Source organism: Haloarcula sp. KBTZ06 (assembly GCF_048595605.1).
Taxonomy (GTDB): Archaea; Halobacteriota; Halobacteria; order Halobacteriales; family Haloarculaceae; genus Haloarcula; species Haloarcula hispanica.
Map to the genome: position 1 here is coordinate 2,021,135 of NZ_CP184337.1, position 21,044 is coordinate 2,042,178.

General features: G+C 63.7%; 20 protein-coding genes. 4 read left to right on the forward strand and 16 right to left on the reverse strand.

The window, feature by feature from the left end:
* Positions 1-50: 50 nt before the first annotated feature.
* The 3 genes from ACNO8S_RS10560 to ACNO8S_RS10570 are packed head-to-tail and all read right to left on the reverse strand — an operon-like array spanning position 51 to position 4,914.
* Positions 51-1,016 carry a segregation/condensation protein A gene (locus ACNO8S_RS10560; protein ID WP_420181884.1) on the reverse strand — a complete coding sequence of 322 codons (966 nt, stop codon included), beginning with the start codon at positions 1,014-1,016 and terminating at the stop codon, positions 51-53.
* On the reverse strand, positions 1,009-4,596 hold the full coding sequence (gene smc, locus ACNO8S_RS10565) for a chromosome segregation protein SMC (RefSeq protein ID WP_420181885.1): 3,588 nt from the start codon (positions 4,594-4,596) through the stop codon (positions 1,009-1,011). Before smc ends, ACNO8S_RS10560 begins: the two co-directional genes overlap by 8 nt.
* Before the next feature lie 21 nt (positions 4,597-4,617).
* A complete protein-coding gene (locus ACNO8S_RS10570) occupies positions 4,618-4,914 on the reverse strand; it encodes a DUF7518 family protein (protein ID WP_064287723.1) in 297 nt (98 codons plus the stop codon).
* 142 nt (positions 4,915-5,056) lie between these two features.
* Here ACNO8S_RS10570 and gatB point away from each other — a divergent pair, with 142 nt between their 5' ends.
* Entirely contained in the window at positions 5,057-6,574 is a 1,518-nt protein-coding gene (gatB, locus tag ACNO8S_RS10575) for an Asp-tRNA(Asn)/Glu-tRNA(Gln) amidotransferase subunit GatB (RefSeq protein ID WP_420181886.1), read from the forward strand.
* Positions 6,575-6,621: 47 nt separating this feature from the next.
* On the opposite strand, the gene ACNO8S_RS10580 is transcribed toward gatB, so the two are convergent.
* Together ACNO8S_RS10580 and ACNO8S_RS10585 are read right to left on the reverse strand one after the other, a co-directional pair.
* Positions 6,622-6,918 carry a hypothetical protein gene (locus ACNO8S_RS10580; RefSeq protein WP_008312747.1) on the reverse strand — a complete coding sequence of 99 codons (297 nt, stop codon included), beginning with the start codon at positions 6,916-6,918 and terminating at the stop codon, positions 6,622-6,624.
* A gap of 170 nt (positions 6,919-7,088) precedes the next feature.
* Entirely contained in the window at positions 7,089-7,634 is a 546-nt protein-coding gene (locus tag ACNO8S_RS10585) for a hypothetical protein (protein WP_050036856.1), read from the reverse strand.
* Positions 7,635-7,857: 223 nt separating this feature from the next.
* Here ACNO8S_RS10585 and ACNO8S_RS10590 point away from each other — a divergent pair, with 223 nt between their 5' ends.
* Positions 7,858-10,383 carry a DNA topoisomerase I gene (locus ACNO8S_RS10590; RefSeq protein WP_420181887.1) on the forward strand — a complete coding sequence of 842 codons (2,526 nt, stop codon included), beginning with the start codon at positions 7,858-7,860 and terminating at the stop codon, positions 10,381-10,383.
* A gap of 24 nt (positions 10,384-10,407) precedes the next feature.
* Here ACNO8S_RS10590 and ACNO8S_RS10595 read toward each other — a convergent pair whose 3' ends face one another.
* The 3 genes from ACNO8S_RS10595 to ACNO8S_RS10605 form a co-directional block, all read right to left on the reverse strand.
* Positions 10,408-10,599 carry a hypothetical protein gene (locus tag ACNO8S_RS10595; protein WP_129755426.1) on the reverse strand — a complete coding sequence of 64 codons (192 nt, stop codon included), beginning with the start codon at positions 10,597-10,599 and terminating at the stop codon, positions 10,408-10,410.
* Positions 10,596-10,997 carry a Rieske (2Fe-2S) protein gene (locus ACNO8S_RS10600; protein WP_129755427.1) on the reverse strand — a complete coding sequence of 134 codons (402 nt, stop codon included), beginning with the start codon at positions 10,995-10,997 and terminating at the stop codon, positions 10,596-10,598. The genes ACNO8S_RS10595 and ACNO8S_RS10600 overlap by 4 nt, the downstream gene beginning before the upstream one ends.
* Before the next feature lie 62 nt (positions 10,998-11,059).
* A complete protein-coding gene (locus ACNO8S_RS10605) occupies positions 11,060-11,536 on the reverse strand; it encodes a hypothetical protein (protein WP_050007016.1) in 477 nt (158 codons plus the stop codon).
* Positions 11,537-11,697: 161 nt separating this feature from the next.
* On the opposite strand from ACNO8S_RS10605, the gene ACNO8S_RS10610 reads away from it, so the two are divergent.
* The gene (locus ACNO8S_RS10610; protein ID WP_014040908.1) at positions 11,698-12,411 is read left to right on the forward strand and encodes a phosphoglycerol geranylgeranyltransferase; all 714 of its coding nucleotides are present in this window, start codon (positions 11,698-11,700) and stop codon (positions 12,409-12,411) included.
* On the opposite strand, the gene ACNO8S_RS10615 is transcribed toward ACNO8S_RS10610, so the two are convergent.
* The 6 genes from ACNO8S_RS10615 to ACNO8S_RS10640 form a co-directional block, all read right to left on the reverse strand.
* Complete coding sequence (locus ACNO8S_RS10615; protein ID WP_420181888.1) at positions 12,412-14,616, reverse strand: APC family permease; 2,205 nt, start codon at positions 14,614-14,616, stop codon at positions 12,412-12,414. It abuts the gene before it with no gap.
* A 2-nt stretch (positions 14,617-14,618) separates the two neighbouring features.
* On the reverse strand, positions 14,619-15,083 hold the full coding sequence (locus ACNO8S_RS10620; protein WP_044952261.1) for an NAD-binding protein: 465 nt from the start codon (positions 15,081-15,083) through the stop codon (positions 14,619-14,621).
* A gap of 126 nt (positions 15,084-15,209) precedes the next feature.
* A complete protein-coding gene (locus ACNO8S_RS10625; protein ID WP_014040911.1) occupies positions 15,210-15,701 on the reverse strand; it encodes an Lrp/AsnC family transcriptional regulator in 492 nt (163 codons plus the stop codon).
* 148 nt (positions 15,702-15,849) lie between these two features.
* Positions 15,850-16,422, reverse strand: coding sequence for a hypothetical protein (locus ACNO8S_RS10630; protein WP_014040912.1), 573 nt, complete (start codon positions 16,420-16,422; stop codon positions 15,850-15,852).
* A complete protein-coding gene (locus ACNO8S_RS10635) occupies positions 16,419-17,168 on the reverse strand; it encodes an ABC transporter ATP-binding protein (RefSeq protein ID WP_064287732.1) in 750 nt (249 codons plus the stop codon). Before ACNO8S_RS10635 ends, ACNO8S_RS10630 begins: the two co-directional genes overlap by 4 nt.
* Complete coding sequence (locus tag ACNO8S_RS10640; RefSeq protein WP_146417067.1) at positions 17,165-18,064, reverse strand: ABC transporter permease subunit; 900 nt, start codon at positions 18,062-18,064, stop codon at positions 17,165-17,167. Before ACNO8S_RS10640 ends, ACNO8S_RS10635 begins: the two co-directional genes overlap by 4 nt.
* 193 nt (positions 18,065-18,257) lie before the next feature.
* Between ACNO8S_RS10640 and aspS the strand changes: the two genes are divergently transcribed.
* Positions 18,258-19,562 (forward strand): aspartate--tRNA(Asn) ligase, encoded by a 1,305-nt coding sequence (aspS, locus tag ACNO8S_RS10645; protein WP_420181889.1) that lies wholly within the window; start codon positions 18,258-18,260, stop codon positions 19,560-19,562.
* Between the two features lie 269 nt (positions 19,563-19,831).
* Here aspS and ACNO8S_RS10650 read toward each other — a convergent pair whose 3' ends face one another.
* Both ACNO8S_RS10650 and hop read right to left on the reverse strand, forming a co-directional pair.
* On the reverse strand, positions 19,832-20,014 hold the full coding sequence (locus tag ACNO8S_RS10650; RefSeq protein WP_014040916.1) for a hypothetical protein: 183 nt from the start codon (positions 20,012-20,014) through the stop codon (positions 19,832-19,834).
* Between the two features lie 133 nt (positions 20,015-20,147).
* A complete protein-coding gene (hop, locus tag ACNO8S_RS10655) occupies positions 20,148-20,978 on the reverse strand; it encodes a halorhodopsin (RefSeq protein ID WP_044951950.1) in 831 nt (276 codons plus the stop codon).
* Positions 20,979-21,044 lie beyond the last annotated feature (66 nt).

The window sequence follows — 21,044 nt, forward strand, 5'->3', positions numbered from 1 at the left end:
GCCGCGGCACTAGAAGAGGGGCACACCGCCCATAGAGGACTCGGAGGGCGTTAGTCTGCGACGGCCTCGTCCGACCCGGTCGCAGCGTTGGGGTCCTGAATCCAGAGGTCGCCGAAAAGGTCGTCCTGCTGGAGGCGGACCTGGCCGCGGTGGGCGAGAAAGAGGAGCCCGAGGAACGTCTCGACGCGGGTCCCGCCGGCGGTGTCGACCTCGCGGTACAGCACCTCCTCGCGGCCCTGGTCGTACTGCTCGCGGACGGCGTCGTGGACATCGGCGATGATGTCGTCGATGTTCTCGGCGTGAGCCGTCCCGGTCACATCCGCCGCTGACGGCTCCTCGTCCAGTCGCATGTCGTCGGCCCCGCGGTAATCCAGTTCCTGCGTCCCGCGGTCGTACCCGCTCGGGGAGTCGCTGGTGTCGTACTCCCGGGATTCCTTCCACCACGATTCGCGCTCGGCGTCGCGGAGGTCCCGAACGAGTTCGTCGAGCGTCTGTGGCATCCCGCGGGCGCGGCGGCGCTCCAGCCGGCGGTCCATCTCCGACTCCAGCGCGGCGAAGGGGTCCGGTTCCTCGATAGGAGCATCCTCGTGCATCGCCTGCTCCCACGGCTCGGCCGGCTCCTCCTCATCCTCGCCAGCACCGAGCATCGCGTCGCTTTTCATCCGGATGAGGACGCTCGCGTAGAACAGCGCTCGCCCCGACGTGCGCAGGTCGGCGTCGTCGATTCGTGCGAGGAACTTGTCGGTGACCCGGACCACGTCAATGTCCCACGGGTCGATTTCGCCGTCGTCGGCGAGCTGGACCAGCACCTCGACCGGTTCGACGTCTTCGTCCTCGCTGTCGTCGTCCGAGTCGCTTTCGGGGCCGCCCTGCTCGGGAGAGGCATCATCTGAATCGGGGGAGTCGCCCAGCAGCGCCGCCGCATCACCTGATTCGCCGGGCGGCTCACGGTCCTCGTGGCCGGTAATGTTGAGTGGAATGTCATCCGCTTGCCTTTCAACCCCTTCATCAGTCATCAGCCGGCACCTCCTCGTCACCGTCACCCTCGCCCGAGAGGTCAATCCCAGTCACGGCGCTCACGTTGTCGCCCTGCATCATCACCCCAATCGCGCGCTCGGACCGCTCCAGCATGGCCGAGCGGTGCGAGACGACGACGAACTGGGCGTCCCCGGCGAGTTCGTCGACCAGTTCGCCGACGAGGTCGGCGTTGGCCGCGTCGAGGAAGGCGTCCACTTCGTCAAGCGCGTAGAACGGCGCGGGGTTGTGCCGCTGGATGGCGAAGATGAACGCCAGCGCCGTCAGCGACTTCTCGCCGCCGGACATCGCGTTCAGGCGCTGAATCGGCTTGTCGCCCGGCTGGGCCTTCATCGTCAGTCCGCCCTCGAAGGGGTCGTCTTCGTCTTCGAGGTGGAGGTGGCCGGTGCCGTTCGAGAGCCGCTCGAAGATGTTCTGGAACTGGTCGTTGATCTCCGTGTACGACTCCATGAACGTCTCCTTCTTGCGGGCCTCGTAGGTGTCGATGCGCTCGCGGATGCCGTCGGCCTCCTCGACCAGCGTCGCCTTCTTGTCTTCGAGTTCCTGCAGGTCGTCGTTGACCCGGTCGTACTCCTCGATGGCGCGCATGTTGACCGGCTCCAGCTTCTCCATCTCCGTTTCCAGCCGGTCGATCTCCTGCTCGACTGTGTCGTGGTCGGGCACGTCTTCGGGGTCGTAGTCGCCGACCTGCGCTTCGAGTTCGTCGATCTCCCACTCCAGGCGCTCCTGCGTTTCCTGTTCGGATTCGAGGTCCCGCTCGATTTCGGAGACGGCTGCCTGTTGCTCGTCACGGGCTTCCTTAGCCTCCTGCAGGTCGTCTTTCAGGTCTTCGCGCTCGGACTTGAGTTCGGCCAGTTCCTCTTCGAGGTCGGCGACGGCCTGCTCTTTCTCCGTTTTCAGATCCTGCTTCTCGGCAATCTTCGCTTCGAGGTCGTCGATGCGCTCCTCGTGTTCGGCCTTGCGGTTCTGGGCCGCCTCGATGTCGTCGTGGAGGTCCTCGATGGCATCCTCGGCGTACTGCTTTTCGAGTTCGTACTCGTTGAGTTCGGCGTCGAGTTCGCCCTGGCGGTCTTCGAGCCCGTCGATGTCGTCCTTGATGGACTCGCGCTGGTCCGTCAGGTCCGGCAGTTCCGAGTCCTCAACCTCGGCTTCTAGCTCGTCGATATCGCGCTGGAGCGCGTCGATCTCCTCGGTCTTTTCCTCGATGTCGGCCTCCAGTTCGTCCATCTGGTCGGCCACGTCTTCGCGTTCCGCGGCGATGTCTTCGAGGTCGGCTTCCAGCTGATCGATGCGGTCACGGGTGTCTTCCAGTTTGCTCTGCTTGCGTTCGATGCTCGTCTCGATGTCGCGGAGCTGCTCGGTCGCGTCGGACTCGCGGTCGCGGGCGTCGTCGAGGCGCTCCTCCACGTCCCGGAGGTCCTCACGCACGTCCGCACGCTCGTCTTCGAGTTCGTTGATGCGCGTGGCGACACGTTCGAGCTTGCCCGCGCCGCCCGAAAAGGAGTAGCGTGTGCCCGAGGAGGAGCCGCCGGTCATCGCCCCGGACTTCTCGACGAGGTCGCCGTCGAGCGTGACCATCCGGTAGTCGCCCATCAGGTCGCGAGCGGTGTCCATGCTGTCGACGACGACGGTGTCACCGAGCACGTACGAGAAGATGCCCGCGTACTCGCGGTCGAAGTCGACGAGGTTGTACGCGAAGTCGATGACGCCGTCAGCGCTGGGCAGCGATCCCAGCGAGCGGTTCTGCATCTGTGTGATCGGGAGGAACGTCGCCCGGCCGGCGCTGCGTGATTTGAGGTACTCGATACAGCGCTGACCAACGCTGTCGTCGTCGACGACGACGTGTGCGAGCCGCCCGCCAGCCGCCGTCTCACAGGCCGTGGCGTACTCGGGGTCAACGCCACCCAGTTGGCCGACGGTACCGTGAACGCCGTCCTGACCGGCGTTGAGAATCGCTGTCACGGCACGCCCGTACGAGGAGTCCCCGTCCTCGCCGGCTTTCGCCTCTAGCTGGGCGTACTCCTGCTGTTTCGCGCTGATTTCGTCTTCGAGTTCGTCCAGGTCCGACTGGAGTTCCCGCTTCTCGGCCCGGAGGTCGTCGACGACCTCGCCGATGGTGGCCTTGTTCTGCTTTGCTTTCTCCAGTTCCGTCTCTAAGTCCTCGATATCGGCTTCGAGGTCGGGAATCTCGGCTTCAGCCTCCTCGATAGCCTCGCGCTTCTCGTCCTCGGCGTTCGAGCGCCGTCGGGCCTCGTCGAGCAGGCGGTCCTGCTCGCGCTGGAGGTCGTTCTTCTCGCTTTTGAGCGTCTCCAGCCGCGAGCGCTTCGCCTCCAGTTCGTCCTTGACCTCCTGAAACTCCTCGCCGACCTCGTCGATGCGCTGCTGGACCTCCGCGAGTTCGGACTCCTTCTCGGCGATGTCGGCTTTGACGTTGGATTTGGCGACCTTCGTCTCGCGGATGTCGCTTTCGAGGTCGTCGATGGTCTCCTGCTTGCGGTCGATCTGGACGAACGCCTGCCGGCGCTCGTTCTCGGCGGCCTCGACGGTCTCCTCGGCGGACTCGACCTTGTCCTCCAGTCTGGAGATGTCGCCTTTGATCTCCTCGATCTCGCGCTTGATGGCGAGCTGTTCGTCCTCGCCCTTGCGCTCGATCTCCTGATTGAGTTCGTGGAGCTCGTCTTCCAGCCGGATGACCGCGCCCTGGCGCTCGTCGAGTTCAGTCTGCAGTTCTTGGAGTTCCGCTTCCAGCTCGTCGATAGTTTCCTCGACGGCCGCCAGTTCCTCGCGTTTGTCTTCGAGTTCGGCGGCTTTGCGATAGCCTTCGTACTCCTCTTTCTCGTCACGGAGGTCCTGGTATTTGAGCGCCGTCTCGCGCTCGTCTTCGAGCTGGTCGAGGCGGTCCTGTTTCTCTTCGATGCGGAGCTCGGCCTCGTCGATGCGCTCTTGCACGACCTCTAGCTCGTCGAAGGCGTCGGCCTTCTTCGCGTCGAACTGGGCGACGCCGGCGATCTCGTCGATGATCTCCCGACGGGAGCCGGCGGTCATATTGATGATCTCGGTCACGTCGCCCTGCATGACGACGTTATAGCCTTCAGGAGTGACGCCGGCCTGGGCGAGGAGGTCCTGAATGTCCGAGAGGTTGACCGAACGGCCGTTGATGTAGTAGTACGAGTAGTAGTTGTCTTCGGTCTCCTTGACCCGGCGCTTGATGGCGATCTCGTCCACGTCGCCCACGTCCTCGGTGCCGGCGGCGTTGACGACCTGTGAACGTGACAGCGTCCGGTCGTCGTTTGCCAGAATCACCTCGACACTGGCCTGCCGTTCGCCGTCGTACTCGGCGTCTTCGTCGGCGTGGCCGGGGTTGTAGATGAGGTCAGTCAGCTTCTCGGCGCGGATACCCGAGGTGCGAGCGAGTCCGAGCGCGAACAAAATTGCGTCGATGATGTTGGACTTGCCCGAGCCGTTCGGGCCGCTAATAGTAGTGAAATCTTCGTAGAACGGGATTCGGGTCTTGCGTCCGAAGCTCTTGAAATTGTCGAGGACGAGCTCTTTGATATGCATGCGGTGGTGTGGCCGACAGCCCTACGCGACGATGATGTCGGACTCCGAGTCCTCCTCGGTCTCCGACGCGGCCTCGGCTTCCTCCCTGTTATCAACCTCGTCGGTATCCTCGGTGTTAGGTGTGTCGGCCTCCGTCGGGGTGGCGGCCGATTCCTCCGAGTCGGACTCGTCAGCGCTGAATCCGTTGTCTTCGTCGACGCTGGCTTCGAGTTCCCGGATGCGGACCTTGCATTCGACGAGTTCGTCGGTCAGTCCTTCGACCGACGCTTCCAGTTCTCTGACGCGCGTTTCGAGTTCCTCGACTCGGTTGCCGCACATATCCGTAACCCAGCCATTGTGGACACTTATACCTACGTCAGACATTGGCAGTCCGAGTGATACGTCCGACTGGTGAGTCGAGTCCGTCCCGACACTGTACAGGGTCGTTAGCCTTTAGCCACGCGCCACCGAATCCCGGACAATGACTGCGCAAGCGTCCGAAGCCCGCGAACTCGCGGCCGTCATCGGGCTGGAGGTCCACGTCCAGCTCGAGACGGAGACGAAGATCTTCTGTGGCTGTTCGACCGATGTGGCCGATTCCGAACCCAACACCCACACCTGCCCGGTGTGTCTGGGACTACCCGGCGCGCTCCCGGTCGTCAACGAGGGGGCGGTCGAGGCCGCCGTGAAGGTCGGCAAGGCCATCGACGCCGATATTCCGGAGGAAACCACCTTCCACCGGAAGAACTACTACTACCCCGACCTCCCAAAGAACTTCCAGATCACGCAGTATGACTCGCCCATCTGCCAGGACGGGGAGCTGGAATTCTCCGTCGAGAGCGAGCGCCGCAGCGTCGACATCCGCCGGGCACACCTCGAAGAGGACCCCGGGTCAATCAAGCACGTCCGCGAGGGCTCGGGTCCGCTTGAGTCCCGGACCTGTTCCATCGAGCGCGCGGACTACACGCTCATCGACTACAACCGCGCCGGGACGCCGCTGATGGAGATCGTCACGGAGCCGGACTTCCGCGCGCCGGGCGAAGTCCGGTCGTTCCTCGAAAAGCTGGAGGAGGTACTGGAATATCTGGGCGTGTTCGACGCGACGCGGGACGGCAGCCTCCGCATCGACGCGAACCTCTCCATGGTCGACGCCAGCGAGGTGGACGACGACGGTGACATCGACGAATCCGTCCTCGAAGACGCCAACCGCACCGAGGTCAAGAACATCTCCAGTCACAAGGGCGCGGAACAGGCGCTCTCCTTCGAGGCTTCCCGCCAGCGGAAGCTCATCCAGTCGGGCCGCGCCGTCGAGCAGGAGACCCGCCACTTCAACGAAACGCACGGCAACACGGTGTCGATGCGCTCGAAGGAAGAGGAGAAAGACTACCGCTACTTCCGGGAGGCCGACCTGCCGCCGCTTCGCGTGAGCCACTGGAAGGACGAGGTCCCGATTCCGGAACTCCCCGACGCCCGCCGCGAGCGGTTCGTCGCGGAGTACGGCCTCAGCGAGGAAGCCGCCTCGAAGCTCACGAGCACGAAGCAGGTGGCGGACTTCTTCGAGGACGTGGCCGAGCGCTTCGACGCCAACCTCGCTGCGACCTGGGTCGCCGACAATCTACTCGGCGAACTGAACTACCGCGACATGGCCATCACCGATATCGACGACCGCTTCGACGAAGTGACCCGGCTCGTCGAACTCGTCGCCGAGGACGATATCACGGCGAAAAACGCGCACGAGACCGTGCTTCGGGAGATGCTCGACACGGGCGACGGCCCCGACGCTGTCGTCGACCGCGAAGGGCTTGGCAAGACCTCCGGCGACGAGGTCCAGCAGGCTGTCGTGGACGCCATCGACGAAAACCCCGACGCCGTCGAGGACTACCATAACGGCGAGGACGGCGCAATCAACTTCCTCGTCGGACAGGTCATGCAAAAGACCGGCGGGAGCGCCGACCCCGGCGACGTGAACGGGCTGCTTCGCGAGGAGTTGGAGAGCTAAGACAGCGTCCTACGCGGCCTGCGCGGCACAGTGGTGAGTTGTCACAGTCACCGCTGTGGCCAGTCGGCTGGCAGTTCATCAGCGTGGTTCTCGAGCAGGTCGAGCATCGGTTCGATTTCGTCGAATCGCTGGCCCCGAGATACTTCATCGGCCGCTCGGTCCCAGTCGATGTATGCCAGACTGGCCAGCCGCGGCAGGTCGTCGTGGCGGAGTTCGGTTTCGGTGTTTCTGGCCCCGGCACTTCTGGGCAGAAAGTCGACAATCGGCCGTGGACTACTCTGTTTTACCATAAACAGAATCATTCGTCGACGGCGGGTAAACAACGCCTCGAACACCCGGTCCATCCCTGGGTCCCATATCACATCCGGGATAGAGGTTTCCATCCTGTAACAAGAGACATACTATTGATGATAAATGTCACGATACCGCCGTTTCCTTGCCGAATCGATCCTGAATCGTACAGGTGGATTTGATTTGAGAGGCCGGCCCGATAGCCGCTACGCTGAGTTGCGTGCTACGATTCGCTCGACGCGTTCGACTCGACGCTCTCGCGCCGCTCGCCCGGGATGATCGCGGGGTCCTTCCACAGCAGCGTGACGAATATCGCAGCGGCGAGGGCTTCGAGGGTCTTGATAGCTGATTCGGTCGGTTCAGTGTTGAAATGGTCTAGTATCAGCAACGCGGTACTCCCGCCGTGGTGTCCGCCGCCACCGGACGACGGTGCAGAGAACCCCTCGACGAGGAAGGCACCGTGTCCAGTAGCGTGCCAGAACACCCAGCCGGCGATGGACGCGATCATGAGGAGCGTCCCGGCGATGTAGGCGTTCCGCAGGCCGATGACGCCCCGGGTGATGAGATACGGGCCGGCGAACAACACCGCGGCGAAGGCCACAAACAAGAAGGGCCGAGGGTCCGGCGGGAGGCCTCGTCCGAAGAGTCCCTCGATCGCCTGCGCGTAGATGATGCTTCGCGGGAGTCCCCACCAGAGGTGAAACGTCGCCGTCGCGAAGACGAGTGCGGCGGCGGTTCCGCGGAGGAGTTTGGTCGTCCGGCGATCCATACCGGCAGTCGGGGTGGCAGTGGCAAGAGTGCATCGAAGTGATAAGTGCCGCCGGTCACGGCGGCAGTGCGGGACCGCTACCGAGTGGTAAGAGGCTACCTCCGCGCGAGCGCGAGCGGCCCCGCAAGCGCCCGCACACCCGCGCTGTCGCCTGATTTTCCCGAAAGCCTTTAGAACAACTGACTCCGTAGCGACGAGTAATGACAGAGACAGGTGGTGTCCCATGCGGCTGATTATCACCGAGAAAGACAACGCCGCCCGCCGCATCGCAGAGATCCTCTCCGAGGGGAGCGCATCCGCGAGCAGGCAAAACGGCGTCAACGTCTATCGGTGGGGGAACACCCGCGTCGTCGGCCTCTCCGGGCACGTCGTCGGCGTCGACTTCCCCGAGGAGTACAACGACTGGCGCGACGTGGAGCCGGTCGAACTCATCGACGCCGACGTGACGAAGGAGCCGACCCAGGAGAACATCGTCACGACGCTGAAGCAACTGGCCCGGGAGGCCGACGAGGCCACCATCGCGACTGACTACGACCGCGAAGGGGAACTCATCGGCAAGGAGGCCTACGAACTCATCCGCGAGGAGACCGACGCGCCCGTCGACCGCGTGCGCTTCTCCTCGATCACCGAGCGGGAGGTCCGGGACGCCTTCGCCAACCCCGACGACATCGACTTCGACCTGGCGGCCGCGGGCGAGGCCCGCCAGATTATCGACCTCGTGTGGGGCGCGGCGCTGACGCGGTTCCTCTCGCTGTCGGCCCGACAACTGGGCGACGACTTCATTTCCGTTGGTCGGGTCCAGTCGCCGACGCTGAAGCTCATCGTCGACCGCGAGCGCGAGATCCAGGCTTTCGACCCCGAGGACTACTGGGAGATCTTCGCCGACCTCCAGAAGAACGGCTCGGGCTTCGAGGCCCAGTACTTCTACGACGACGACGGGAAGGAGGCCGAGCGGGTCTGGGTCGAGGACGACGCCGACGACGCCTACGCCGACCTGACGGGCGTCGACGCGGCGACGGTGACGAGCGTCCGCCGCCGGACCCGCACCGACAGCCCGCCGACGCCGTTCAACACCACCGCCTTCATCTCCGCCGCCAGTTCGCTGGGCTACTCCGCCCAGCAGGCGATGTCTATCGCCGAGGAACTGTACACCACCGGCTACATCACCTACCCGCGAACGGACAACACGGTCTACCCGGACGACCTCGAAGAGGACGCCCTGCTCGATGAGTTCGTCGGAGCCGGACACTTCGGCGAGGACGCCGAGAAGCTGCTGGAGCAAGACGACATCACCGCGACCGAGGGCGACGAGGAGACCACCGACCACCCGCCCATTCACCCGACGGGAGAGATTCCGCCGAAGGTCGACCTCTCGGACGACGAGTGGGAGATCTACGAACTGGTCGTCCGGCGCTTCTTCGCGACGGTCGCCGAGGCCGCGACGTGGGAGCACCTCCGCGTCGTCGCCGACGCCGGCGGCCGCTCGCTGAAGGCCAACGGCAAGCGCCTGGTCGAACCGGGCTACCACGAGGTGTACCCCTACTCCAGCGCCAGCGAGAACCACGTCCCCGACGTGGAGGAGGGCGAGGAACTGGCCATCTCCGAGGTCCGGATGGAGGCCAAGCAGACCCAGCCGCCCCGCCGCTACGGCCAGTCACGGCTCATCCAGACCATGGAGGACAAGGGGTTGGGGACGAAGTCGACCCGTCACAATTCAATCGAGAAGCTGTACGACCGCGGCTACATCGAGGGCGATCCGCCCCGGCCGACGACGCTGGCGATGGCCGTCGTCGAGGCCGCCGAGGAGTTCGCCGACCACGTCGTCAGCGACGAGATGACCGCCCAGTTAGAGGCGGACATGACCGCCATCGCCAACGGCGAGGCGACGCTCGACGACGTGGCCGACGAGTCCCGCGAGATGCTCAAACGGGTGTTCGATGAACTGCGTGATTCCCGCGAGGAGATCGGCGAGCACCTCCAGGAGTCGCTGAAGGCCGACAAGACGCTCGGCCCCTGTCCGAAGTGCGGCGAGGACATGCTCGTCCGGCGCTCGCGTCAGGGGTCGTACTTCGTCGGCTGTGACGGCTTCCCCGAGTGTCGCAACACGCTCCCGCTGCCGTCGACGGGCGAGCCGCAGGTGCTCGAAGAGCACTGCGAGGAACACGACATGTACCACGTCAAGATGCTCGCCGGCCGGGACACGTTCGTCCACGGCTGTCCCCGCTGTGAGGCCGAGAAGGCCGACGAGAGCGAGGACGAGGTCATCGGGCCGTGTCCCGAGTGTGGCGTTGCTCCGGCGGAGCAACGAGGCGACGGCGGCGAAGCCGCCGAAGCGGAGGGTGGCGAACTCGCCATCAAACACCTCCGTTCGGGCTCCCGGCTCGTCGGCTGTACGCGCTACCCCGACTGTGACTACTCGCTGCCGCTGCCCCGCAACGGCGATATCTCGGTGACGGAGGCCTACTGCGAGGAGCACGACCTGCCGGAGCTGGTCATCGACGCCGACAGTGACGACCCCTGGGAGCTTGGCTGTCCCATCTGCAACTACGAGGAGTACCAGGCCCGCACCGCTGTCGAGGACCTCGAAGACCTGAGCGGCATCGGCTCGGCGACCGCGGAGAAGCTCGGCGACGCCGGTGTCGATTCGCTGGCGGCGCTCCGGGAGGCCGACCCCGACATCGTCGCTACCGAGGTGCAGGGCGTCAGCGCCACGCAGGTCCGGGAGTGGCAGGACGAACTGGAAGCCTGAGATTTGAAGTCGCCGGTTTTCCGGTCAGTCGGAGACGAACGTCACGCCGTCACAGACCGGACACTCGACGGCGTCCGCGTTGTCGGCTGTGACTGTGTCGACGGTACCGTAGGCGACCGCGTGTGTGACCGGCTCGGGGATCTGGCGCTCACAGAGCGGGCATTCGACGACGCCGGCCCGGAGTCGGTCCCGGTCGATGCTGTGGCCAGTGGTCACAGCTGGAGGTGAGACGTGGAACTCGGGCCGTCGTCGTCATCGATACCGCCCTCGTGGGCGAACGTGTAGTCGTCGTCCGTGAGGAACACGTCGCCGTGAGTCTCCGAGACCTCGACGCCGGGGAGCGTCGTCCCCGCGGCGTCGCCGTTGTCACAGCCGCCGTCGCAGGCATCGAACAGTGAGCCGTGTCGGGGGCAGATGAGCTGGTCGTCCCGCATCGGAACGCCTCGCCCGGTGTCGAACCGCTGTGCCTCGTGCGTACATCGGTTTACCCACGCCTCGACGCCGTCCTCGCAGGGGACGAGAACGACCTCCTCCAGGTCGCCGTATGGGTCTTCGGCGGTGAACAGCCACGACCCGTCCTCGTGGACCGTCTCGACTGTCGTAAGTCGCTGCACGGCTGGCGTGTTTGGCTGCCGCCGGTATCAGCGTTACCGTAGTACGGCGAGAACTGTGCGCATCATTCTCCGGTCTCCGCGGCGATGAGGCGCACCAGTGCAGTAACGAACACCTCGAACAGTCGCCAGACCAAGACGCAACTGATGACGAGCACAGCAAGGACGATGGCGACGAGCCAGAGAAGGAGGCCGAACTGCAACTCGGTGAGCAGCCCCGTCGACAGGCCGACGACGAACCCGCCGACGAAGAGACCGCCAGCGCCCTGGAGACAGCGGCGTTGCCAGCGGTCGAACGCCAGCGCGTCGTCGGCTCCCAGCAGCGATGGCAAGGCGATGCCGAGTCCGGCACCGCCCAGCGCAAGAATAAAGAAAACGCTACCGAACAGATACGAGAGCCCGCGGACGAAGCCCGCACTGGACGACGACGCTGTCGGCATCGTCGAGAAGGAGTACAGCACTCCCACCGTGACGACGACCCCCGTAAACACGAGGACGGCCCGGATGGTAGCGACGACGTACCGGTGCCTGTCCGCTGTCATTGTCTGACGATTGTAACATAGCCATCATAAATCTTCGGAGATATACGTATAGCGCCGACGCCACTCGGTCGCTATCTGTCTGTCCGGGCGGGCTGTCAGTGTGACCCACTGTGGTCGGTGTATCCGAAGCGGTTATACGGCCACGCGCAAGTCTGGCAGGTATGAGCGACTGGGCGGACTGGGACCACATCGTGAAGATAGACCCCGACAAGACGCTGGTCGACGGAGAGACGTTCGAAGACGTCGCGGCGACGGGGACCGACGCCATCGAAGTCGGCGGGACCACCGGAATGACAGAAGAGAAGATGAAGCGGGTCGTCGACGCCTGCGGGAAACACGACATTCCCGTGTATATCGAGCCGTCCAACCCCGCATCGGTCGTCCACAGCGACCGCCACGACGGCTATCTCATCCCGGTCGTGATGAACGCCGGCGACGTGGCATGGATCACCGGCGCGCACAAGGAGTGGATACGCATGGACGACGATATCGACTGGTCGCGGACCTTCACCGAGGCCTACATCGTGATGAATCCGGAAGCGTCGGTGGCGTCCTACACGCAGGCCAACTGCGACCTCGACGCGGACGACGTGGCCGCCTACGCCGAAGCCGCCGAACACCTCCTCGGGCAGGAAATCGTCTACGTCGAGTACTCGGGGATGCTCGGCGACACCGACATCGTCGCCGCCGCCGCGGACATCCTCGACGACGCCACGCTGTTCTACGGCGGTGGCATCCACGACTACGAATCCGCCCGCACGATGGCACAGCACGCCGACACCATCGTTGTCGGCGACCTCGTCCACGACGAAGGTGTCGACGCGGTGCGAGAGACGGTGAAAGGCGCGAAAGACGCGACGGCGACGGTCCGGTAGCTAGAACGCCAGCCGTTCGAGCAGTCGGCCGACGACGCCGTCGGGGTGACGTTTCGTGTCCACTTCCATCGACGCGTGGTCGCTGTCCTGAATTGCTGACTGCGTAGACCCGTCGTCGTTTGACGTACGAGCCGCGAGCCTACCGTTGTTCGCGTGTATCAGGAGCGTTCTGTCGCTGTCAGCCGCGTCTATCGCCGCTGAAAACTCCTGTCGGTCGACGAAGGTCCGCTCCGTCGGCACGTCACAGAGGTCCAGCAGATCGTCGTGGTACGCTTCGAGTTGCTGGCGTTCCTCCGCGGACTGGCGCTCGTCGAGCGGGTAGAGGAACTGGAGGTCGGCTCCGGTCTCCGTCGCGACGGCGTTGCCGACGCGGACTTTCAGCGGGTCGTACGGGCCGCGGGTGGTGACAAGCGTGATCGTCTCCAGCGCGTCAAGCGGCTGTGCGTCGACGGCGATAGTGTCACAGTCGGCCTGTTTCCGGATGCGGTCGATACTGTCACCCAGTAGCGAGTCTTCGAACGACGCACCGCGTTCCACCAGTAGCACATCGACGCCACGCTCGTCGACGGCGTTGGCGACGGCCCGCTCGGGATGGTGGCTCACGAGTTCGCCGTATTCGACAGGAACATCGAACTCAGCCGCCAGCGTGTCGGTCCGGCACTCGAACTCGAGGTCGTCGTGAGACTGGACGCCGGAGGCGTAATCGAGGGGCTGCTGGTCGGGTACTTCGTCGAACTGGACGATAGAGAGACTGCTACCGTTGGGTGTGAGCGCGGCCCCGACTTCCAGCAGTGTCGCTTCGCTCCGTCGCGAGGACCCTTCGGGAAGCGCGACGAGCACGGCAGTCTCCGCCGTCTCGTCGAGTGTCTCTTCGGTCCGGTCGAGCGCGCGGTCGCCGATGCTCCGGCGGACGGACTCCTTGATCGCGCCCTCTCTGGTGACCCGCGGCCGGACGTAGCCCAGATACCAGACGACGCTGCCGACGACGATACCGACGGCCCCGACGATCGCGATGAGGCCCATCTGCGTCAGCAGGGCGAAGCCGGTTATGGTGCCGAATATCGGCGTCCACGGGTACAGCGGCACCTCGAAGGAAGGGTCGTAGTCGGGGGCGTCGCTCTCGCGGAAGCCGATGAGCGCGACGTTAATGAGCGCGAAGACGAGAATCTTGAACGCGCTCGCGAGCTTCGCGATCTCCAGGATCGGGACGAAGAGGATGAGCAGCAACATCACGCCGCCGGTCAGCGTAATCGCGGTCACCGGCGTCCCGAACCGGTCGCTGACCGTGCTGAACAGGTCGGGTGCGAGGCCGTCACGGCTCATGGCGAACGGGTACCGCGACGAGGAGAGGATGCCGGCGTTGGCCGTGCTGACCAGCGCCAGAATCGCCGCGAGAACGACGGCCGCGACGCCAGCAGTTCCCAGCGTCGCCTCGGCCGCGTCCGCGATGGGCGTCGTGCTCCCGGCGAGTTGGTCGAGCGGGATGACGCCGACGACGACGGCGACGACGAGGACGTACAGCAGTGTGGTGAAGCCAAGCGAGCCGAGCATCCCGAGCGGGATGACGCGGTCCGGGTCTTCGACTTCTTCGGCGACAGAGGCTATCTTCGTCACGCCCGCGAAAGAGACGAACACGAGGCCGGTCGCGGCGAAGATGCCGCTCGCGCCGTACTCCCACATCCCGCCGTAACTCGCGGTGTTGACCGCCGGACCGCCGCCGGCGACGAACCAGCCGATCGCCACGAGCATCACCGCGACGATGCCGATCTGGAGTCGCCCGGTCTGTTCCGCGCCGAGGATGTTGACGAGGACGAGAACGACGGCGAGCGTGATTGCAACCGGACGGATCGGCAGGTCGAACAGAAGGACGAGGTACGGCACGCCGCCGACGAGCGCGAGCGCGCCCTTGAACGAGAGTGAGAACCACGTTCCGAGTCCCGAAACTGTGCCAAGCAGCGGCCCCATCGACCGCTCGATGTAGACGTACGTACCGCCGGCCTCCGGCATGGCCGTCGCCATCTCGGCCTTGCTGAGTGCGGCGGGCAGCACGAGCACGCCCGCGAGGAGGTAGGCAGCGATGATGCCGGCCCCGGCGTCTTTCACCGCCAGCGCCGGCAGGATGAAGATACCACTGCCGACCATCGCGCCGATGGATATCGCTACCACTGACAGCAGTCCGAGGTCGCGTTCCAGATCCTTGGCCATGGTTACGCGGTTTCCGGCGTCCGGAGCGATGTTTCGACGGAGCGTTCCAGTTCCGTCGCCAGAACGCGTGAGCCACAGATCACCGTCGAGCCAGCCGACTCGAACGCCGGCCGGTTCTGTGGGTCGTTGAGCACGACGACCACGGTTTCGACATCGAACTGTGTCCGAAGCAGTTGTGTCACGAGGAACGCCCCGTGGTCCGTCTGCATCGATACCAGAGCGACATCGGTCGTTTGGGCCCCGGCGTCCTGAAGAACAGTACGCTCCCGCCCGTCACCGACTACCACGCGGGTGTCGTCGGGCGTTTGCCCGGCAACGCCGTCGTGGTCGGTGACGAGACAGGCATCGATGCCTCGGTCTAACGCCGTTACTACCTCAGACCCGACGTGACGGTCGCTGATGACCAGCACCGACGGGGGGTCGATGTCGTCGTCCACTCGTTCGCGGAGTCCGGTAAGAGATACCATGAGTTCGTAGGGGCCGGAGTTACCCGACCGGTATCCACCCATTGGTTCCGGAAGCCGATAAATATCTAGGAGGTGATTCCGATTCCGGACTATTATAGATATATAATCACCTTTCGGAAGATTATACTATTTAGACTCACCCTCGGTATCGTCGTGCCCGAACTGGTGGAACGGCCGGGTGTACTCGTTCCGAATAAGGTCCTCGTCGACGACCTCCAGTCCGATATCGTTGAGGTCCCTGCCGATTCGGCTCAGGTCGTTCCCGTCGGTTCCGACCACCTCGACGTGGACGTTGTCGGCCCCGGTCATGACCTCCCGGATGGCAACGACGCCGGACACGTCGAGCGCCCGCTGTGCGACCTCCTCGCGCTCGTGGATCGGTGCCGTACAGACGATAAGCGTATGGAGCTGGTACCCCGCGGCCTCGTAATCGACATCGACATCGTAGCCGGCGATAACGCCGGCCTCTTCGAGCTTTGTGATGCGATTCCGAACAGTTCGTGCGGAGACGTCAAGCGATTCAGCGATCTCACTCGCCGACGTGTGTCTCGCATCCTGCTGGAGCGCGTAGATGATGTTCCGGTCCAGATCGTCGATAGGGTACTCCGCGTCGGCCATGTCGATTGTTTCGGCGGCTACCAGTACAAAGGTTCAGGATATTGTCCCGACGCCTTGGTATCGCCCGACTGTCCTCGACACTCCGCTGTGGTTCGCCAGCAACACAGGGACTCGCTATGTGGATTCGAGGCACAGACGCCGCTGTGTCTCAGGGAAGCACCGACTGTTCGGTGAGTGTCACGGATACTGACGGGTGGTACGCGACCCAGTCCGCATCCTCGTCCGTGCGGTAGGAGAGGGGGACTTCGTCAAAGTAGCCCTGCAACGTGTACGTGCCGGCAGTTGAAACCCGCCGCCCGATGAGTTCGTACTGCCGCTCGATGGATTCACCAGCCTCCAGCGTTCCGGTGAGTGGGGCGTTGTCTTTGTTCGCTCCGTTTGGCCGTATCTCGACGGTATCTACCTCCGCATACTCGTCAGTCAGTAGTAAGATGTCGAGTGACCCCGAATCGCCTGCTGAAACCAGTCCTAACACCCCGAGTGGCCAGACGCCGGTGTTCTTGATGCTGAGGTCCTGTGTCCCAGTGTTTCGGAGGGTTATGTCCAGCCGACCGGGGCTTTCGATCTCGATATCCCGGTCAACGACTGTCACGTCGAGTGCGAGCGGGTGCGAATCATCTTCGGTTTCAACGCTGGAGATAGTGTACTCGGTATCGCCGAGACAGCCGGCGAGACCGGACAGCGCTGCTGTCGACACAGCCAGATACTGGCGGCGGTTCATGCGTCCACCGCCTCGGCGTGATCGGAGCCGTCAGTCAGTGTCATGAAGATGTCTTCGACTGTCGCGTCAGACGAAAGGTCACAGGTGTCCCGGAGCGCCGGCAGGGCCCCTTCGACAATGAGGTCCCCTTCATAGAGGATCCCGACACGGTCACAGACCAGATCGACCTGCCCGAGGACGTGACTGGAGAAGAACACCGTCGCACCGCGTTCGGACTCGGCTTCGACAACATCTCGCACCAGCGCGACGCCGTGGGGGTCGAGCCCGGTGAACGGCTCGTCGAGAATCAGGAGGTCCGGCTCCCCGACGAGACTCATCGCGAGTGCCAACCGCTGTTCCATCCCCTGTGAGAACTCGCCAGCGGGTCTTTCGATAGCGTCGGCCAGTCCAACGCGCTCGAGCAGTGCTCGCGGGTCGTCGTCCGTACGCTTCGTATCGATCACCAGTTCGAGGTGCCGCCGCGCAGACAGCGACGCATACGTCTCGAAGCGGTCGGGACAGATACCGACACGCTGGTGGCAGGCGACGACATCGTTCCACGGGTCGTGGCCGAGAACGCGGGCCGTTCCCGACGTTGGTTTGATGTAGTCCATCAGTAGATTGATCGTGGTCGACTTGCCGGCACCGTTCGGGCCGAGGAAGCCGTACACCTCGCCCTGTGCAACGGTCATGTTCAGCGCATCGAGCGCAACAGTCTCGCCGTACTGCTTCGAAAGCCCGTCGGTCTCGATTGCCGGCGGTGTCATGCGAGGTCACCTCGCTTGAACCGATAGCCGGCCAGTGCCAGCGGGACGACACCCCAGAAAAGCAGTACGACGAGGGCGAGCGATTCGTGAAGGTAGACCGGAACTGGCTGTCCACTAAAGGCTGCATCAACGACGTACTCGTTGGTTGAGATACCGGGATACAGCACGTCGATGACTGACGTGTACTGGCCACCGGAGTTCGCCAGTCCGAGTATCCAGTTCGTTACAGTTCGGTACGCTCGACCCGGCGAAAGCCGAAGTATAGCGAACAACAGACCGTCAGCCGGCGGTTCGAGCGGATTGACTGCGTTGCCGGTCACAGCCAGGTAGAGACGGACACCAACGACTTTCCACCCCAGTGTCAGCAGCAGAAAGAAACCGCCGAAGAGTACGCTGGTGACACGGACTGTGCTGGTCGTGGCTGCCGATGCCGCTGTTGCGACTGACACGAGCACAACGATGTACAGCACTGTCACCAGAAACACGCCGATGAAACGTAACGGGGAGAACAGCCCGAACTTGACACCGCCAATCACGCCGAGAATAACTGTTGCGAGGGCAAACGGGAGCACAGCCCCGACACTCCGACCGAAGACCTTGCCGATGAGAATATCAGTTCGCGTGAGGGGCAGTCCAAGCAGGAATTTCAAACTGCCCGACGTGCGCTCCTGAATAATCGACCGATACGTGAGTAACAGGACACCCAGCGGGAGGAGAAACGACCCGGCCACCTGAACGAAGCCAACCGTGACGTTCGGGCCAAGCACGTCCCAACTCTGGTAGGTGGGACCATACCCCCAGACGACGAGCAGGGGCGCAAGTATCCAGGTTCCTTTCGATTTGAGTAACGCGACTGCCTCTTTCCGTGCGACGGGAAACCATCGGGGGAGGGCCATGTTGGCGGGTTTGAAAGTGTATCATATAAAACACACTGTCAACGGCTACTCTGTTTACACGGCACCGAGCTATCGCTTCGGCCGGACCTGATCATCAATGGCGTCTTGTCCCGAGACCAACTGCGTCCGAGAGGGACCTGCGCCCTCGCCTCGAAAGACTGTTCTTAAGTTAGGCCCACAAGAACCAACGTCCATGGAAAACCGAACCTACACGGCGGACGCAACGCCGGGTGACACGGTCACCGTCGCCGGCTGGGTCCACGAGATCCGAGACCTCGGTGGTATTGCCTTCCTTATCCTTCGAGACACCACCGGAAAGATTCAGGTCAAGTTCGAGAAAGACGAGATGGACGACGACCTCGTGGAGACGGGGCTGAACGTCCAGCGCGAGTCGGTCATCTCGGTCACCGGCGACGTCGAGGAGGAGCCGCGCGCACCGACCGGCGTCGAAGTCACGCCAGAGTCGGTCGACGTCATCTCCGAGGCCGACCCCGAACTGCCGCTCGACCCCTCGGGCAAGGTCGACGCCGAACTCCCGACCCGCCTTGACAACCGCACGCTCGACCTCCGCAAGGACGAAGTGAAGGCCATCTTCGAGATCCGCGCGGAAGTCCTCCGCTCCGTTCGCGAGGCGTTCCGCGACCTCAACTGCACGGAGATCAACACGCCGAAGATCGTCGCTACGGGGACCGAGGGCGGCACCGAGCTGTTCCCGATCACCTACTTCGGGCAGGAAGCGTTCATGAACCAGAGCCCGCAGCTGTTCAAGCAGCTGATGGTCGGCTCCGGCCTCGAACGCGTCTTCGAGATCGGCCCGATCTTCCGTGCCGAGGAGCACAACACGCCGCGACACCTCAACGAGGCGACCTCCATCGACTTCGAGTCAGCGTTCTACGACCACACCGAAGCGATGGACGCCTGCGAGCACGTCGTCCAGTCTGCCTACGAGGGCGTCGCCGAGAACTGTCAGGACGAACTGGAAGCGCTCGGCCTCGAAGATGAGTTCGCGGCCCCCGAGGGCGACTTCCCGCGACTCACCTACGAGGACGCCCTGGACCGCATCAACGCCACCGGCGAACTCGACGAGCCGCTGGTGTGGGGCGACGACCTCTCGACGGAGGCCGAGCACGTCCTCGGGCAGGAAGTCGGCGAGCACTACTTCATCACCGACTGGCCCAGCGAGATCAAGCCGTTCTACATCAAGGACCACGACGACGACGAGGAGATCTCGACGGGCTTCGACATGATGCACCCGTCGATGGAACTGGTCTCTGGCGGCCAGCGTGAGCACCGCTTCGACCACCTTGTCGAAGGGTTCGAGCAGCAGGGCCTGGACCCGGAAGCCTTCGAGTACTACACCAAGATGTTCAAGTACGGCATGCCGCCACACGCCGGCTGGGGCCTCGGCGGCGAGCGCCTCATCATGACGATGCTCGGGCTGGAGAACATCCGGGAAGCGGTGCTGTTCCCGCGAGACCGGCAGCGTCTGTCGCCGTAGGCGACGACGCGACTGCCGAGCGGGAGCTTGTCACGAGCGAAGCGAAGTGACAGTGTTCCCGCGAGATCGCCAGCGTCTGTCTCCCTGAGACAGACAGCGACTCCCTCCGTAGGCGAGGGCCTGAAGGGAGTGAAGGGTCTCGAATCGCCGTAACGACACGCGAGCGCGCGTTTTACACCACTTTCATCCAACAACTGCTACAGTGGAGAGCTGTGGATCTACGCACCATTCCGGGCCGACACAAGAAAGAGAACGTATTGTTTCTCCCGCTATGCGTTCGCCGCCGCCTGTTTCAGAATCTGTGGCGCAACCACAACTTCGAGCGCGGCGATCCCGAGTGCGACATACCGTATCGTCCCTTCCAAGAAGAGGAACGCGACAGCCGCGACGACCGTGGCGCTGACCAGTGGGATACCGTAGCGAAGGGCTGGGTTTTCGAAAGGGGAGGGCATACAGACTAGTCGCTTGGCCGACATAACTTATCTTTTCTGCATTTGCTACTGTGCGGGCAGGGATGGAGAACGGTCAAAATATAGCTGCGGGGACGCAGGCAGGACGAATACTGCTCACGTCTCGATACGCTACTCAGTCGTCAGCAGGAGCCGCGCCGCCGGAGCCGATGCTCGCCCCGGACCCCGAGACGGTGCCTTCGTTAGCGGCGACCCAGCGCAGGAGCAGGAACGCGAAGACGTACTTCGCGAGGATGTCCAGCCCGGAGTAGCCCCACGAGGTGACGCCGACGCTCAGGAGGGCCACCCCTTCGGAGCCCAGCGCCCACAGAATCGGGTAGCCGAGCCACAGCACGACTGTCAAGAGCTTGAGCGTCCCGAATATCTCGCTTGTCCCGGCGGCCTCCGCATCGGCCGGCCACTGGACGAGCAGGACGTACAGCACCGCGACGAAGAACGCGCAGCTGATGCCGTAGAACACCCAGCGCAACAGGTGCGAGGAGGTGATCAGCGCGGCGGCGAGGCCGGTCACGCACATGCCGATGTCCATCGTAATTGCGGTGAACAGCGACGCGATATCGGTGTCGGCCAACAGGCCCAGCGCCAGGAGAATCATCGGCGTCGAGAGCGTCCACGTCAGGTAGCGGCCCCACGGTGACAGGACTTCCTGCCCGGCGAGAGCGTGGCCCGGCGGCATCTGCAGGAAGCCGACTGTCAGGCCCGAGGCCAAACCGGCGTAACTGGAGATCGAGACCAGCGGAACCAGCATCGTCGCAACCCAGATGAGTTTGGCGCGAGGCGACTCGATATCCCGACCCATCGCGACGAACAGGAGGATGACCACGCCCGCCAGCGCGATGTTCACCCAGAGCGATGAGTTCAGGAGGAAATTCGACTGTATCTCCTGGAGCACATCTGACTGTGTCGCCTGGAGTACTGTCGTTGCAGTGGTACTGGCAGCTGTCATACATTCAATATACGAAAGGACCACTTAAGACCGTATGGCCAAACGGTATCGGTATTCGGTTTATAT